A 17371-nucleotide genomic window follows, 5' to 3' on the forward strand; every position below is an offset into this window, starting at 1 on the left:
TTATTTTGTATTTATGTTATATTTAATTAGTGTTATTATGTTTCTGTTTGTTTGTCTATTATAATCATATTCATCAACAAGATTTTTTACTAAGTGAATTCCAAGACCTCCAATATTTCTTTTATCTATAGACAACTTCGTATCCGGTGGGTCATTTTGGAATGGGTTGAACGGAATACCATCATCCTTAATGATAATTATTAGACGTTGATTTCTCAGCGCTATCTCCACCTCAATTGTATGTTCTTTTTCATCCTGGAACCCATAGGAAATGATATTATTCAGCAGTTCGTCTAATGCAATATTAAAACGTTGTATCACAGCAAAAGAAAACTCATTGGCCATTGCAAATTCTTCAAAATGTTCAAGAACAGTTGGCATTTCATTTATCTGATTCTTAATTTCAATTGACGTTACTTTACTCATTATTTCACTTTTATCTCCCAAATATTGCATTGTCATCACAGTAATGTCGTCAAACTGTTCTGTTCCCTTCTCAAACTCTGTAACACTTTCTACAATCAGTTCTGTCAAACCTTTGGAACTTTCATAACTACCTTCCTTAATTAACTCCAAAAACCGTTCATCGGAGTATAATTCTTCTTTTTTGTTTTGTGCTTCAGTAACGCCATCTGTATACATAAGGATTAAATCCTCTTTTTCAATAAAAACCGATGTCTCTCCATAAGTCATATCCTCCATGGCTCCAATAACAGGACCATGCAAATCACTTAGCTTTTTAATATTTCGATTTTTTCCAATAATAAAAGAAGGATTATGTCCTGCATTTGAATAAACCAATTCACCTGTACTTGTATTTAGAATAGCCATAAAAACTGTAATAAACATATATGCATCATTGTCTTTTGCAATTTCATTATTTACATGTGTCAAAATACTTGCTGTTGATTTATCGTTTCCTGCACGTGATTTTAATAAGGTTTTGGTAACAGCCATCATCAATGCAGCCGGGACTCCTTTACCTGACACATCTGCCACAACAAAATAGATATGGTTTTCATCTAAAAAATGAAAATCATAAAAATCACCTCCAACTTCTCTAGCTGGAATTAGTTTCGCAAAAACATCAATCTCTTTACGTTGAGGGAATGCTGGAAAAATAAGAGGTAACATACTCATTTGAATATCTTTAGCTACATTTAACTCGCCTTCCATCCGTTTGTTTGCCTTTTCAAGAACAGCTTGTATCCTTTTCCTATCAGTTATATCCCTTAAAATTCCACTAAAACTCAATCCATCTGTACCTTCCCAAGATGAAAGTGCTAATTCAACAGGGAAAATTGAGCCGTCTTTTCGTTGACCTTCCACTTCTATAACTTTCCCGATTGCATTCTTTTCTCCACCATTTACTACACGCTGCATTCCTTCAACATGCCTGTTGTCATACCTTTTTGGTATAATCAAACCTAAATCTTTCCCAAGAGCTTCATCCTCTGTATAACCGAAAATATTTTCTGCTGCAGTATTCCATGATTCAATAAAACCACTCTTGTCTGTCGAAATAATGGCATCCGACGCCGAAGCAGTAATTGATCTAAATCTGTTTTCAGAAGCTTTAATGATCTCTTCTGTTTTTTTTCGTTCAGTGATATCTCTTGAAACACCTATGAACCCTAGTAGATTCCCTTCATTATCAAAAAAGGGTGTTTTATTTGTGTCAAAGATTTTTTCCTTTCCATCTGGGCCAATATCCTTTGATTCAAAATTAATCTGCTTTAAACTATCTAGTACTGCATGGTCTGTTTTTTCCAGTTCCATTGCTAATTCTTCTGGAATAAACGGATAATCTCCTTTGCCAATAAACTCCTCCTTCTTAAAGCCAATTTGTTTTTCAAACGCCTTATTAGCTCCTAAATAATTCATTTTGATGTCTTTATAAAAAATGATATCTGGGATGGCATCCATGATAGAATTTAACAAATTTGATTTTTTATTTATGGCTCGGTTCAGTTTTTTTAATTTCATCCTATTAAATACAGAAATGAACATCAATGTAAAAAGTAGAATTACAAAAAAGCAGATACTAAAATAACTCAAACGTTTAGTGAGAAAAACTGTTTTATAGGCTTCATCATAGTCAATCTCGGTAGTTATACCAAATCCATATACTTCTAGCCATTTCCACACTCCAATTACAGTTACTCCGCGGTAATCATTATAACCTTCAATATTAATTCCTGAATATCCAGAAGTTGCGTTCTTCACCATTAAGGTAGGTTGATGTAACCCTTTACCACTACCATCGGATATCAATGAGGTTTTCGGATCTCGAATATCTATATTCAATTCACTCTTTTCTCCTTCTTTAAGAAGTCCCATTTTAATAAGTTGACTAGTAAACCTACTTTCACTAATCATTTCACTATTAATATTAAATGCATAAGATTCCCCTGATTCTCCCATTCGGCCACCTTGTAATACGGATGTAAATCTGTTTTGAGGGTCTAAAAACAACAAAAAAGACCCTTGGTACAATCCTAACTTTGAAAAACTGGAATGTCCGATTTTAATCAATTCATTATAGGATGCATCTACTCCTTTATTACTAGGAAAAGCAGTGAAGATGCCTTGATTTTTTTCTTTGTCTAGAGAGATTGAAGTTGCATCTAGCTCATCAAATTGTCGATTAACCCATTTACTGTTATTTGATGCAATAATTCTTGCCTCCTCATTCAAAAACGCGTAATATTTTATAGATTCATCAGTAAAATGTAAATTAACCTCTTCTAAAAGATCATCAGCTATTTTTTGGTGACTAACATCAATAAAGGACTTATACTCTTTTTTTCTGACAAATGCATTCAAATCCTTTTCCATATCTGATAACCAACTAACTATGTTGGTATGGGTTGTTTCTAAAACAGTTGATAAAGATTGCTTAAGATCAGACTCGATATTTTTCTGAATCTGAGAGTTAACTATTTGGAAAAAAAAGTAAATCAATAAGGTGAAAAATATTGAGATAAATATCAGGCCCCAAGAATTTCTTAGTTCTTTCAGAAAATCTAAAAGTTTACCACTATTTTCTGGCTCATTTCCCAGTTTCTGTCTTTTAAGATGTTTTAGAAAATACAAACCAAAAAACAAAAGTAAAGCTATTACTAGAATGATTATGGCAAACTGCAATGATCTAAGCTGAGATTGTTTTCTCTCAATTTTTATGATTGAATTAGTAGAATATTCCTCAAGATAGTGGTAGAAATCATTAATTGATCTCATGATTTTTCCTTTAGCCCGCAAATACTCATTATTAAATAATAATTCTCGTGCAAAATCAGGATTAGGAATCCCATTTTTTGAGTAAGTACCATCATCATTTTTAAATAGCCCCTTCATGGCGTTAAAAGCCTCCTCCTCAATTAAAACCAAATCATCTGAATTGTTCTTTGCTTTAATAAAATGCTGTTCTACATCCTTATCATGACAATACTTTTGTATAAGTTTTAGTAAAGGGATTTGATCTCCAACTGAACGTGGGATTTTTCCTTTAGCTAAATAAATATCCCAATAAGCCTGATTATAATCAATAGGTCTCGGAATTTCCCCTTCTCTTATTTTAACTATTGTATTAAATGCCTTATAGTATTTTTCATTTCCTGTTATGATATAAAGTCTTGACATATTTGTAAGATCATCTGAACTTTGTCTCAGTTCATCTACAAGCTGTAATAAAATAGTACGATTATTTTTAGCATTTATAAGTTCTTTTTCATTCTTACTGTTAGAATAGAATAGAAAAAAAGAAATGAGGGTAAAAAATAGCAACAAAGCAATAACGGTGCTTACCTGCTTGAAAATATCTGATATTTTGTGTCTCATAATTGATTTATAGATTCAAAACATGAGTTTAACTCCAATAGATACATATCCTTCAAAAAGTATCGAAATGTTTTTAAATAAAGATTAGTTACTTAATTTCATAAAACCATTACCAATTTCTCCAAATGTTAAAATTATCCTCTCGCATCTATTCATAGACGAAAGTAAGTTCTTTTTATCTTCAGGACTTAAATCCTTCTCTTGTGATAAATAAGCTTTCCTTACAGATTCAATTCCATGTCCATTGTCAGATGTCATTCCCCATAGAAGAGTAGCGTCTTCCTCATCTTTATTTTTTACAACGTCTTCTAATGTTAGAAGAATAGCCTCTATGCCTTCAATTGCAGCATTAGTAAACCTTAATCCTTGTTCAGTACTTTTCAGTCGACCAAAGTCCTCTGACAAGCTAACAATATTATAAAAGAGGTTATCAATATTTTCTTGATTATTCATAATTTGGTTTAATACTTCGTACTGTGACCCATTCATTTTTTTAGAAGCTGACAACTCATTAATTACTTCAATAATAATTTTATTTAATGATTCATAACCTTCTACATAGGAAGTTATACTATTTTTTGTTTTTTCTTCTCTAAGTAAAGAATAAGTAGCTTTAGAAATATCAATGAGCCTAGTTTGTTCCAACACTATAAGATTTAATGCTGATTCTGTATCTTCACCAATCTTATCGTATATATACTTAGGAGCTGCAATTTTTTCTTCGAAACTCTCTGGCCAAAATTTATTTAATATTTTAGAAATAAGAGGTAAAAAGAATATCAAAATTAAACCAGGCAAAAAGTTAAACAAAGTATTTATTATAGCAATCTGGGTTGCTAAATCATTAGTTATACTAAATGTTAAAGCTTTTAAGAGAGGAACGTCGGCATATAATTCTAAATAAAATAAAGGTATGACTAAAAGAGCTCCAAAAAAGTTATAATTACCCTGAAACATTGCAATTTGCTTACTTTGTCCTTTTATTTTAGTTGATAGTATAAACGTTAGAGCTGATGAACCTACATTACCTCCATAAACAACCATCATAGCATCATTAAAAGTTAACAATCCACTTTGAGTTAAAGCCATTCCAATAATAATTGTTGCAAGAGAAGATTGTACTACAATCGTTAATATAATAGAGGCTAAGAAAACAAGCATGTATATTCCTTGGGAGCTCTTTAATACATCTTGCATCCAAGGTAAATCAACTAAAGGTGAAACCCCAGACTGCATAGTATTAAGCCCAAAAAATAATAAAGCTAGGCCCAAAAACATTCCAACATAGTTTTTTAAATTCTTAGATACACCAGAAGTATACATAATTGCCGATATGCCTAAAATTAATAAAACACCAACTTGAATATTAATTGCTACAATGTATAAAATAACACCACCTAGCATATTACCCCCCATAATAAGAGGTAATGCCTGTTTTACTTTTATTGCTCCTGCACGCATCATGCCTATAAGAGTGAAAACAAGCGCAGACATTGACTGTGTAATCATTGTGATTAGCCCTCCTAAAAGGACACCTTGAACAACTGTTTTTGTTAGCTTTTTAATTAATTCTCGAACCTTTTTGTTTGTTAATAATTTTAAGTGATCGGTTAAAGTTTGTAACCCAAAGAAAAAAAGGCCTAGACCTGCTATAAATGATGCTATTGCAATTGTAATCATGCTCTATTTTAAATATAAAAATTATGTTTGAATTTTGATTTACGAATTATCGCTTCAATTTTCTTCATAATACTTTAAAGTTTTGGTTAATATTTTTCTTTTATTTAAGCTAATATTTATTTTTTAGTTAACGTTTTATCAACTTATCAGTCAGTATTTTCCCACCGACTTCAATTTGTATAAAATAAAATCCGTTTTTAAGATGAGAGAAATTGATGGTCTTTTCATTTTTGGTTTCTATTAACAGACTTCCAATTGATGAGAATATTCTAATTCTAAATTTCTCATTTGTCACAATATTTAGTGCATCATTAACCGGATTTGGATAATAGGAGATTAATTCATGAATATCAACAACTCCAGTTGAAAGTGTTTCAGTAGGAGTGGCGTTAATAATACTAGCTGGACCAACACCACCAAAAGTAGATATTGATATCGAGAATTCGTATTCTGTACCATTAGTCAGCCCCGTAACTGTATAGCTTAGAGTATTAATATCAGTGAAGCCAATGGCACCTATAAAGTTACCTGAGCCAATGCGCCACTTGAGAACATATGCAGAGAACTGATTTCCGCCTAAATCCGGCAAATTCCAGGAAAGGGTTACCTCACCATCAGTCGGTACAGCAGACACAGTGGGAGTATCAATAGGGCCGTAAGGAGTTTCAGTTACTGTATTACTAAATGGGCCTTCTATTTCACCATCATATATGGCTCTAATCTTAAATTCATATTCTGCTCCATTTGTCAGTCCGCCTACTGTATGTCCTGTTGATGATGCATCTACACTTACAGTTGTTGGATTAGATCCACCAGTTTGGTCATATACTAGCTCATATCTAATTATCGTTTGACCATCGTGGTGTAGAGGTTCGTTCCAACTCAATGCAACTAATTCATCACCACTGTTACTTACGGCTAGAAATGGTGCAAGGCCCAGCTGCAGGGCACCGATATCTCGTTCACCATTGGCATCTTCCCTGGGATTTCCTGCTACATCCAAAGTAATGGTTGAATTATCGTTGGGGTTAATCAGCGGATTACCTGTAGGGATCACATCAATTAGTTCACCCGGAAAGGCGGGTGTTGCCATTTCTACATCCCAATCCAGAGTTGAAGCGATTACCTCCCTGTTAAATCCAAATAAATTTGTCAACAATGCTGATTGACCGGTAATTGTTTTCAGAGCAGCATCATCCTGCTGTGAAGTAGCTTGAATCCAGGTATATATATCTGCAGTAAATACTCCGGATCCTCCATTAATACCAAGGGTGTTAAGTGCGACTGTCCCTGTAGGATCCCAATTGAATCCAACTGCCGACTGGATAAAGTTTATATTCCCTGATCCGGCAATCTCAAAAAGGTTATCAAACCCTTGGTAAGTCTGGCAGATACCATCACATTCATTAGAATTAAAGACAAATGATGAGGCAATAAGATTCATGTCGCCACTTGATTGATTTACAAAGAGATCACCTATTTCAGGTTCCAATATGTAGTAATTGGTCCAAATCGTGTTCACAATATTAGCTTCACTTTCTCCATCGTTAAATATACCTCCTGATCGTTGAAACCTGGAGCTAACAATATTTACTTCAGAGCCCGTTTTACCTCGCCACCAAATGGCAACATTATCATCATCATAAAGATTTTTAAACACGGATCCTTCTATAGTCAAATCACCACCATCAGGACCAACTGAAATCGCGGCAGCAAGAATTCCAGGATCAGCCCAGTTTACAGCATCCATAAATTCAGAATCCTTAATGGTTAATGACACACCATCCCGACCAATAATCATCTGGTCATTTAGACATTCAAAAGTAGCCCATGTTTCCAGAGCCGTGAAATTTTCAAATTCCAGTGATGCATTCTCATTTATTACTGCTACCTGATTGAATTGCTTTATGGTCAGGTTTTTAATGCTTACATCGATACCGGAATTGTCTTGTCCGGGTGTGCCAATTTCAACAAATCCTGGCATGTAGGCAGATTGAATGGTATTACCATTCGGATCTTCTCCGGGGCAAAAGCTTAATGAGTTAATTTGTCCTGAAACATCTATCCACATTTGTATTCCGTTAAGGGAGCCATCTTTACCATCTATAAGTACAGATTCAGTTATATGCGCCATAATACTGGTTGAAGGTGTTACTGATGCAACACTCGCATCTACTTGCAAGCCGGGAGTAAATTCAATAATATCAGCTCCAGCGTTAGCATTCGCTAAACTAATGGCTTCCGTAAAGGAACCTGGACCTGTTATGGATGTAGAAGTAACCGTGTAAGTTGTTTGAGCGTTCATGTTAAACAAAAACCCAAAAAAAAGTATGTGAATAATTTTATTCATGAATTATACAATTTTCAAGACAAAATAAACTCAAACATTGTCTTTTCTGTTTATTTAATTATGTTTAATTTCATACTTTAATAGTTTATTTTTAAACATTTTGTATAATATGAAGCATGTATTGTTTATTACATTCCTTTTTCTATGTTTTAAAAGTTCTGCACAAGACACCATTTTTGTACGTTCCTTGACTACAAATGGACGTGTATCAAATATATCTACTGATAATAATTATTTGTTTGCTAGAATTGGTGACAGTATATATAAATGGGATAATGGATTTATACCATTTGCTAAAGGGAAACTTAAATATAGTTCGATTGCACAAGGGCAAGATGAACTTATAATAAATCACACAGAGTATCTATCTAAAACAGATTTTGTAGACCTTAAAGCAATTGGATCTAGACTTTTGCCAGGTAGATCCAAGTATGACGTAACAAGCGTGACAATTGGTGATGTTTTTTACTTATGCTATAATGGAATCATATTAGAATATAAAATCAATCCCTACGTAGAGGTTTTTCACCCTGGAGTATCTATACGCCATGTTTATATAGAACCAGGCTTAAGAATAATCTCTACTTATGAAGGGATTTTTATGGACAGTATTGCGTCTCGTTTTAACACAAATAAGTTAGGTTCCGTTAATTACTCAAGTGGAGAATTAAGCAAAATAAATTCTCACTATTATTTATGTCAAGATCACTTATTACGCTACAACGAAATTGAAGAAAAATTTGAAAGATGGATCGATACAAGAGAAGAGCCAAAATTTAGAAAGCTATTTATATATGAAGATAAAATTTATGGTTTATTTGAAAATACATTTGGACAAATAGATCTTGAAAAGCGGGTTGTAACTGAATACTATAGTGATGCTTTTTTTACCGATTATGAAATTTTTGACGGAAAACTATTTTTGTCCTCTTTAGACAAAGGTCTTTTTGTTTTTGAACCAGGAGAGAAGAAAATGACTAAAATAAATTCTATATCTTCAATTAATGATTTAGCTCAAAAAGAGAATAAACTTTTTTTAGGTACAGATAATGGTTTATTTCAATTAAATTTAGAAAAAGGCTTCTTGGAATCTATATTTGAAGGTATAAGTGTAATTCAAGTTGTCTTTTACAATGATGACTTTATTTTCACGAATAATGACGGCCTAACAGCATATAGAGAAGGTGTTTTTTTACCTATTATTGAGAATGTAGAGTTTAATAGGATGGCTCTTACTGTAGATGACAAGTTTTTATATGCAGGTTCAGTTTTTGGTTTGTATACTATAAAATCATTGAATTTAAAAAAGTTTATGGAAACGGAATCTATTAAGGTAGAAGACTACAAAATCCAAAAAGAATTTAATATATTTTATCTAGTATTAGTAATACTAATTTTCATTTCTGGGGCCATATATTTTGGAATTAAAACCACAAGAAGTAAACAGTTAGAAATGCAGTCAAGTACTATTGATGTTAAGTCAGTTGTTGAGTTGGTTAGAAAGAAAAAGTCTATTCTTTCAGTTCAGGATATTGCTGATTATTATGACACTTCAATTACACAATTGAATCGATTATTGAAAAAGGAAAACACTATTGCTCTATCTTTGTTAAAGAGTGTAAAAAAGAACATTGCAAATGAGATGTATGAAGACGGGAAGTCACTTGAAGAGATATCTAAAAGAGTTGGTTATAGCATTCGCTTTGTTCGTGAAAAATTACTCTAGAGGAAATAGCAAAACAGGAATATTCTAAAAAAGTATTAATGAATCAGAGAAAGCAACGGTCAGTTTAGTGAGAATTACTGGTTTTTAAAATTTTTATTCAAAATTTTCCACCTACTTTCCGAAGAATAGTACAAGAAATTTATTTTTCATAAAAACCTTTGGTATTATAAGAAAAGAGGTTTTTTGCATCTTTTAAAGTAAAAATCAAAACAATAGGGTTGTACAGATACATAAATAATAAAATATTTAATTTTTTACTAGTAAGATAAGATTATATTATTTTGTTTAATCGGGTTAATTTTCACACATTATTTGCACTGACGACCTCAGGAACTTGGTTAAATACACATACCTCCTAAGCTTAATTAGTTAGAGCACCTTACTCATGATCAGAGAACCATTGATTCTAATCCAAGAGAGAGAAAAATAAAGCCTTAACTTGCTATAGTTGAGCTTCTTTGTATTTAGAAACAATAGAACCAGTTTATAATAAAATGCTAAGGTTCCTAGGGTTTTTCATTAGCAATTCTTCTTTAAGAATAATACAAAAACTCATTCAATCGTACATAAATCATACAAATATAAAAACAAGAAATCCGTAACTCTCTGACTAACAAATATAATACGGGTTTTCTTTGTACACCACATTGACCTATTATCGAACCAAATATTGGAATGGTTTCAAAGTCTAGACAAAATTTTTCATTAATAAAAAAGTAGCTTTTGAGAAATACTCTGGTTTAGCACTACTTAAAGTCTTTAATCAGTGACCTTTGGGTTATGAGCTCTGTGCTTGCATTTTTATAAACACAAACACTGGCTTCCCAGCTGTTATTTTTGAAAATCGTGTTCTAAAACGTGTTCCGTTTTATGTTCACTTTTGTTATTAATAATTTAAACCAAATTACGTAAAATAATTTAAAAACAACGGACAAATTCATACTATCCCATCACACTACTAAGCTTAAACATCGGCAAGTACATAGCTATAAGAATAACTCCAACAAAAACTCCCACTATCAGAATAATTAATGGCTCCATAATAGTAGACAGCATTTTGGATTGTTGTTGTACTTGGGTATTATATTGTTGATTCAATCTATCAAAAATAAATTCAGTTTGGTTGGTTTCTTCGGCCACTTTTACCAGAGCAATCATTTTATCATCAAATAGCCTATGTTTACTTAAGCTTGAACTTAAAGAACTTCCTTTTAAAATATGTTGTTCTACTATTTCTAAAGCGTGTTGCAAGGGATAAAAATTAATCATTTGCTTAACCAATTGTATGCTATTTACAACAGGTACTTTTGAAGCCGTTAACAAAGCAACTGCTTGGGTGAATTGAGATAGATAAATAGCTTTTACAAAATTACCAATGAATGGTAGTTTTAGAATGAACTTATCTTTTAGCTGTTTAAAACGTTTGTTTTTTTTGAGAAGGGATTTTGAAACTATTGGTATTAATAATAAAAAGCATATCAACAACCCATAGTTTTGCATAAGTTCAGAAAGGTTTATGATAATTTTTGTGATACTAGGTAAAGTGACATTTTGTTGTTTAAAAATGTCCTGAAACATTGGCACCACATACCTTAACATAAATGCTACTACCAAAATTGCCGTACTTAATATAATAATGGGATAAGTAAGCGCACTGATTAAATTTCTACGTTGTTCGTTTTTTCTTGTAAAAAAATCTCCCAGTTGTTCTGCAACCTTGAATAGGGTTCCCGTTTCTTCTCCTATTTTAATAGAAAAGTATTCATAATCTGTAAATTGTTTCTTGCTTTTTAGAACTTCCGACAAGCTTTCTCCCTTAACTACAGCCTGCAATATGTTATTTAAAATGTCTTTGTTTTGTTTTTTCTTTTGAGATTTTTCAAGTAATTCCAGAGCGTCTTTTAAAGTTATTCCAGCTTTTAATAACACACCCAATTCGGTATAAAAATCTTCTTTTACTTTATTGTTAAAAGCTTTATTAAACAAAGTAACTTCTTTTTGTAAAAAAGACACTTTTTCCTCTGCACTTTTCTTGAGAACCTGTTCTTGCTTGACTATATTATCTAATTGAAATGCCATAATTTACAAATTGGGTTGCATCATTGGTTTTAAATACAAACAATGCTCTGTTTCTATTCTCTTTAGAAGTAACAAGCTTTAGTGCATCAATATTTCCGTTATCTGTTTTATTCCCATCAAAAAATAATTGTTTATCTCTGACTTGAATATTGAAAGTATCTGATTCTTTAATAACATTTTCTCCCATGAAACAATAAGTTATAGAACTTAATTCAGATTTAAATATCAATTTATCTTCAAATGCATCAAACGTAATGTTTGGGTATCGGTTAAAATCTAGACATAAAACTTGCTCCAATTTTTGAAATTCTGTTTTGTTGTTGAAATTCTGATGGATACCCATCATGTGTTTTTGCACTAAATTCAAAACAGAAAAAGCCAACCCAATAACAATAGTTGTTATGATTAACACTACAACCATTTCACTCAAGGTAAAGGCTTTAACTTTATTATTGGTCAACATGGAATTGTCTTGAATAAGTCTGATTTGTATGCCCTTTAACTGCCTCAAAAATGATTAGATCTTCATCATTTCCTGTGAAGGCTTGAATCGTTATATGCCATGATTCAAATGCACCATAATATGGTAATACTAGTTTTTCATTTTTATATAAATACTCCAGTTCATTTATATAAGTTTCAATGTCACTTATGTCATTCTTAACAGTATTAGAGAACATATTGTTCAGAACCATACTCGCCATCATGAATACGATTACAATGAGTACCGAAGCCACCAATGTTTCCATTAAAGTGGATGCCTTTATTTTTTTTAATACAACCATTTAGCCACTCCTTTTTTGGTGTTCTGAAATAGTAGGCCTACAAATTCAAGAGGTAAGTCATCTACATTTATCACGGCATTATAAATATGATTCTGATAAGCAGACCCTGATTGGTTTGCAATAAAATTAGACGTGAATACGCTCCCTTTAACGGTTCCCAACAACTCCAAATTCTTATCACAATATATTTCACCTATTACATTGACATCACTATCAATAAAAATTTGAGGTTTATAGTTTTTAGTGTTTCCAATATAAGCAACAACCCCCTTTATTGTGGAGCCCTTTCCCACTGAAATAAAAGGGGTAACTTTAACGTTGCTTTTTGAGGTATTACTGGTCTCATCATTTATGTATAAAGCTGATGGATAGCTTAACTCACAATGCTCCCCAACCATAAGTTGTTTTTTGGCTAAAGCTTGAAACATTCCTTTGCAATGTGATTTTATTTCTATCTCCGGAGCTAAAAGAATAACATCCATTAAAGATGCACTTGCATCAACAATGATTTTTGTTTCTGATTGCACTAGAATATGACCTGTTAATGATACGCCTGACAATAAAATATCTTGGGTGCTATAAATAACTTGTAAAGGATTATAAAAAGAGTTTTGGTGCTTTCGGTTTGAGCTTAAATCAACAAACTGTTCAGAATGCATACTCTTTACTATGTTTTCAAGTTGTTTTAGGTTATTTCTTAATTCTTTTGATATTTCGGGGAGATTTGGTTTGCTACTCCTTTCTTTTCCATAAAAAAGCTGATTACCATAATAGGAATGCCCAGAAATATTACCCGTTCTAATGCCTTGTTTTGGCAAGTAAGACACCCCTTGAATATGTGTTTGTCCTACTACAACTAAAGGTTTGTTGTCATCCTTTACATATAAAGCTGTACGGTCTTGTTTTGGTTGTGATGCACCAACTAAAGCTATTTTTCTAAAAGTATTTGATTTAATTTTTGAAACAGATATTACCTTTTCAAAAAGCCCCCAATAATCTTTATGAACTTTTAGGGTTTTAAAATCCTGGTCACTCAAGTTTACTGTTATAGTGTCATTTGTTCTTAAATGATTTATCAAGGCATAATCGATACCTCTTTCTGAATTAATAATAGTTTCTTTTACAAACTGTGTTTGAATTTCAAATCTTTTATGAGTTTGGATAAATAGAATGAAGCCGGATAACATTAAAGCAATGACGACCACTATATACATAGTTAACTGTAAGGCTCCTGCTTTTACTCGATAATCGAGATTTGATTTTTTAAAGATGATTCCAAAACGGTTTGCTCTTTTAAATTTCATGTTTTTGGAATGGTTTTTCTATTCCCCTTGTAACTCACTATTATTTTATTTGTATTTCCGTTTAAGAGTTTAACACCATCTACAGCTTGTCCCAATTTCATTAAAGACTGTTTTTTATTTATTGAAACCACAAACACCTTGTTTTTTCCAGATTGCTTATTAAGACTTCCATGATAGGTTATTGGCAACCAAACCACTTCAGGTATTATATTCTTTTTAACAATAGATTTCTTTTTGATATATAGATTTCCCAAAAAAGGGTCTCGATTTGATGGTTGAATTGAAAAGGTATCCAACTCTGTATTAACTTTTGGAGTAAAGGCGACTTCAGAATTATTTTTTGAAACATCAGGTGTTTTTGGATTAACAAACGAAAATATTTTGAACCCAATGACTCCCCATACACCCAATACCACAGCCAGCAACACATATGTCTTTGTCTTGTTTTTCATATTTAATCCTGTATGGTAAAACCGTTTGTTGTATACTCTGTTTGGTAATCAGAGTTTTCAGCTCTTACTCGCCATTGATAATCTCCAGGAATTAAGGCTTTAGTAAATGAAGTTTCAGCTAAAGATGAATCTGCCGCTATTTGAATTGCATTTTCAAAATCTGGAGTTGCTATTTGCAATTTGTAGTGTGTAGCCTCTTCAATTTTTTCCCAAGTAAAATTAACCAGTGTTGTATCTAAAACACTTTCATTGGATGGAGCTAATATTTCTACATTTCTACTAGAGATATCTTCAACTTCAGTAATATCATCACAACTTAAAGCACAAACAAATAAACCAACTAAACAAAGTATATTCCTCATAAGCTATAATTTATATGGGTTAATCTGTTTTTTAGCTCTACTTGCTGAACGGTATGTATTGTTAGGACAACTAGCATACCCCCCAACTAAATCTACAATATCAATATCATGCTTTTTATTCTCTTGCCAACAACAATTTGTCGCTTTATATTCAAATACAACACCTTGATTAAATGCTATGGTTCTTCCTTTTTTACCATCATTATACAATTGTAAAGCATAAGTTTTATAGCCGTTTTCAACCAAAAATAAAGATTCAGCCTTTAAAACACCAACTAAGTCTTGTTTGTTTAAGGCCATTGAAATACTTGTTAAAACATTAGCATATTTATTGTGAGAGATATAATCTTTTATACCATTATTCTCCTCTCCGTTTAAAGCTTTTAAAAGCGTCACTTTATCTGCTATTTGTAATTGAATGTATTTTGGTTTTTCTGGTAAAGAATCCACATATTTCACATTTATATTATACGGCTGTAAGCCTTGTGCTTTGGCATAAGCCTTATAAGATTGCTTTGTGAATATTTTAGGAGTGACCATTAATTTAATAGGGACATTATAACTTGGTATAGCACTATGGTTAATTTCTTTTTGGAATATAAATTCTTTATCCGCACTTATACTGCCTAAAATAACTTGTTGGGTAGTTTTGGTCTGTGCAGTAGCTATATTAATTGTTTTGCAACTACAAACACACAACATAAAACCGAATAATAAAATAAGGGCTGGTTTCATTTTGCGATGATATTAATGAATAAATGTATATTATTATTTATTCACAGAGATAAGGGTTTACCTTACTTTTGGTAAGGTTTTATTACTCAACAAAAAATTAATAAAATTACTGAGCTTGTATATTGCTATTTTCCGTTCTTGTTATAGGTGAATTAAAATTAAATACTTGCAAACATACACTGCTTATATGTCCGCCAGAATCAGGAAATTCTATTTCGATTATATTGTTTTGTTCAGTGATTAAATGATATGGTATTGGTATTTCCAAAACGCCGAAAAAACTAGAACGATCTGCTTGGTCATAACCTCTCCAATTATCAGGCACTACAATATTAACTCCATTAATAGTTATACTAGGCTTCAATGATTTACCATGTTCTCTTCCAGCTCCAAGCCTAAGTATAGCCTCCCCAAATCCTGCCTTAGTTATTTGATTTATATTAAAATAACGTTTTTGGTTTTGGTGAATAGGTTTGTAATAATTATCTGCATAATATTTAGTTTCATCTGAATTATTATCAATAGCAATAGCCTCTTTAAATGTGTATTCTATAATCATTGTAGATTCAGCTCCTAATTTTACGTCTTGAATTGACTCTTTTAGAGTTTCTTCATCTAAAAACACTTTTTCACCCTTTAAGGTTAAGTGTCTTTTTTCAATGCTAATAATATTGGGTAATCTTTGAGCAAATAAATTCAGATCTATTTCAACTGTTTGGTCCTCCAGGTTATTTAATATAACAAAGGCCTTATTTTCATCTACATAGGCGTCTACTAAAACATCCAAGTCATTTGTATAAGTATCCACTCTAGTTCCTTTAACATTTTTCCATAAATCATAGAACTTTATCAAATCTGTATATACCCATTTTCCCGTATAACTTTCTGGTTCATTTTCTTTACGCAATAATCTGTGGTTATATGGAATATTATCCCAATATCCCCATTCTGCTTTTGCAACAATAAAAGGAATAGCCATTTCAATGGTATTTGGCCTTTCAAGAAAAGCCATGAGCTGAGAGTTTAAAGCCTTTATATGTAACCAATCTCTATATGAACTCCACTGTTCGCTCATATAATCATGCATTTGAGAACCAAATTCTGATATGACATAGGGCTTAACTTTTCCTAAGGATAATTGACTATAATGGTCTATCATATCTAATGTAGCCTCAATATTACTACCAGACCTTAAAATAGATTTACCATTACTAATCGATGGGAAATCGTATAAATGCAGGCTCCAAAAATCCATATCATTCCCAACCATATCTATAAACATCTTCCAGCGGTTTTCCCAACGTTTAAAATCACCCAAATCTAAATTAGGAAAGGCTGCGGTGTAACCTCCTACCTTAACCTTAGGAGCATAAGCTTTTATGGCTTTGGCGGCATCAGAATGAAAGTTAGCAATGTCCTCAATAGTGCTCGTAAAATTGTTTGGCCCTCCTAGAGTTTCATAGGCAGGTTCGTTTATTATCTCTATGTAATTAATCTCATTTGGACCCAATCCTCCATAAAACTGATTAGCAAAACGCCCCGTAAATTCACCTACTGCATCTGCTCCAGCTAATTTCCATCCTTGTTGAGTAGGTTGTTGGCTTCTACCTGTCCAAAAACCTTGAAACTGCGGTGCAATAATTAAATTACTTCTATCCTTAAATTCATGTAACCATTTACATTCTAAATAATAATTTTTGGCTTCAATACCTCTAGATGTAATTTCTGCGGGGTCTGCATACCCTTTTCTATTAGGATCTTCTTGTATATTGTTTAAATACCAAGATATACCGCCGGTATTTCTACCCATAAAAACATTGTGCTTTTCAAAGAAATCTTGCCTTAGGTTGTCTGCAAAATTATCACCATCCCATTCTGCTTCATTTATTGCTGCGTGAATGGTTATAAACTTAGAGCGTTGAAACTCTGAAACTCCTCCCACACTATGTTTAACATTTAAATTAACATCAACTTGTGTTTGTGCGTTTAAACCAAGGCCTACAAGAAGAAATAATACACTTAATTTGTACATACCAAAATGTTTAGATGATTAAAAAC

Annotated in this window: 12 protein-coding genes; 1 reads left to right on the top strand and 11 read right to left on the bottom strand. The window is 32.2% G+C overall.

The genetic code is table 11. From position 1 onward, the window contains the following. The 3 genes from FUA22_RS17180 to FUA22_RS17190 all read right to left on the bottom strand — a co-directional run bounded on the left by FUA22_RS17180 (position 1) and on the right by FUA22_RS17190 (position 7870). Positions 1 to 3840: a SpoIIE family protein phosphatase gene (locus FUA22_RS17180; RefSeq protein ID WP_147769833.1), complete on the bottom strand. Its 3840-nt coding sequence runs from the start codon at positions 3838 to 3840 to the stop codon at positions 1 to 3. A gap of 84 nt (positions 3841 to 3924) precedes the next feature. Beyond that, positions 3925 to 5520 (bottom strand): Na/Pi cotransporter family protein, encoded by a 1596-nt coding sequence (locus FUA22_RS17185; protein WP_147769834.1) that lies wholly within the window; start codon positions 5518 to 5520, stop codon positions 3925 to 3927. Between the two features lie 127 nt (positions 5521 to 5647). Then, complete coding sequence (locus FUA22_RS17190; protein WP_147769835.1) at positions 5648 to 7870, bottom strand: fibronectin type III domain-containing protein; 2223 nt, start codon at positions 7868 to 7870, stop codon at positions 5648 to 5650. 109 nt (positions 7871 to 7979) lie between these two features. Between FUA22_RS17190 and FUA22_RS17195 the strand changes: the two genes are divergently transcribed. Continuing rightward, positions 7980 to 9596, top strand: coding sequence for a hypothetical protein (locus tag FUA22_RS17195; protein ID WP_147769836.1), 1617 nt, complete (start codon positions 7980 to 7982; stop codon positions 9594 to 9596). Positions 9597 to 10538: 942 nt separating this feature from the next. Here the strand turns inward: FUA22_RS17195 and FUA22_RS17200 are convergent. The 8 genes from FUA22_RS17200 to FUA22_RS17235 all read right to left on the bottom strand — a co-directional run bounded on the left by FUA22_RS17200 (position 10539) and on the right by FUA22_RS17235 (position 17345). Continuing rightward, positions 10539 to 11675, bottom strand: a complete 1137-nt coding sequence (locus FUA22_RS17200; RefSeq protein ID WP_147769837.1) for a type II secretion system F family protein — start codon at positions 11673 to 11675, stop codon at positions 10539 to 10541. Then, positions 11656 to 12138 carry a PulJ/GspJ family protein gene (locus tag FUA22_RS17205; RefSeq protein ID WP_147769838.1) on the bottom strand — a complete coding sequence of 161 codons (483 nt, stop codon included), beginning with the start codon at positions 12136 to 12138 and terminating at the stop codon, positions 11656 to 11658. Before FUA22_RS17205 ends, FUA22_RS17200 begins: the two co-directional genes overlap by 20 nt. Further along, positions 12125 to 12460: a hypothetical protein gene (locus FUA22_RS17210; protein ID WP_147769839.1), complete on the bottom strand. Its 336-nt coding sequence runs from the start codon at positions 12458 to 12460 to the stop codon at positions 12125 to 12127. Before FUA22_RS17210 ends, FUA22_RS17205 begins: the two co-directional genes overlap by 14 nt. Further along, positions 12448 to 13764 carry a hypothetical protein gene (locus FUA22_RS17215; RefSeq protein ID WP_147769840.1) on the bottom strand — a complete coding sequence of 439 codons (1317 nt, stop codon included), beginning with the start codon at positions 13762 to 13764 and terminating at the stop codon, positions 12448 to 12450. The genes FUA22_RS17210 and FUA22_RS17215 overlap by 13 nt, the downstream gene beginning before the upstream one ends. Then, positions 13761 to 14216, bottom strand: a complete 456-nt coding sequence (locus tag FUA22_RS17220) for a hypothetical protein (protein ID WP_147769841.1) — start codon at positions 14214 to 14216, stop codon at positions 13761 to 13763. The genes FUA22_RS17215 and FUA22_RS17220 overlap by 4 nt, the downstream gene beginning before the upstream one ends. Before the next feature lie 2 nt (positions 14217 to 14218). Further along, the gene (locus tag FUA22_RS17225; RefSeq protein WP_147769842.1) at positions 14219 to 14578 is read right to left on the bottom strand and encodes a hypothetical protein; all 360 of its coding nucleotides are present in this window, start codon (positions 14576 to 14578) and stop codon (positions 14219 to 14221) included. 3 nt (positions 14579 to 14581) lie between these two features. After that, entirely contained in the window at positions 14582 to 15313 is a 732-nt protein-coding gene (locus FUA22_RS17230; RefSeq protein WP_147769843.1) for a hypothetical protein, read from the bottom strand. 106 nt (positions 15314 to 15419) lie between these two features. Then, entirely contained in the window at positions 15420 to 17345 is a 1926-nt protein-coding gene (locus tag FUA22_RS17235) for an agarase (RefSeq protein ID WP_147769844.1), read from the bottom strand. Positions 17346 to 17371 lie beyond the last annotated feature (26 nt).

Origin of the sequence: Seonamhaeicola maritimus (assembly GCF_008056315.1) — a bacterium.
GTDB lineage: Bacteria > Bacteroidota > Bacteroidia > Flavobacteriales > Flavobacteriaceae > Seonamhaeicola > Seonamhaeicola maritimus.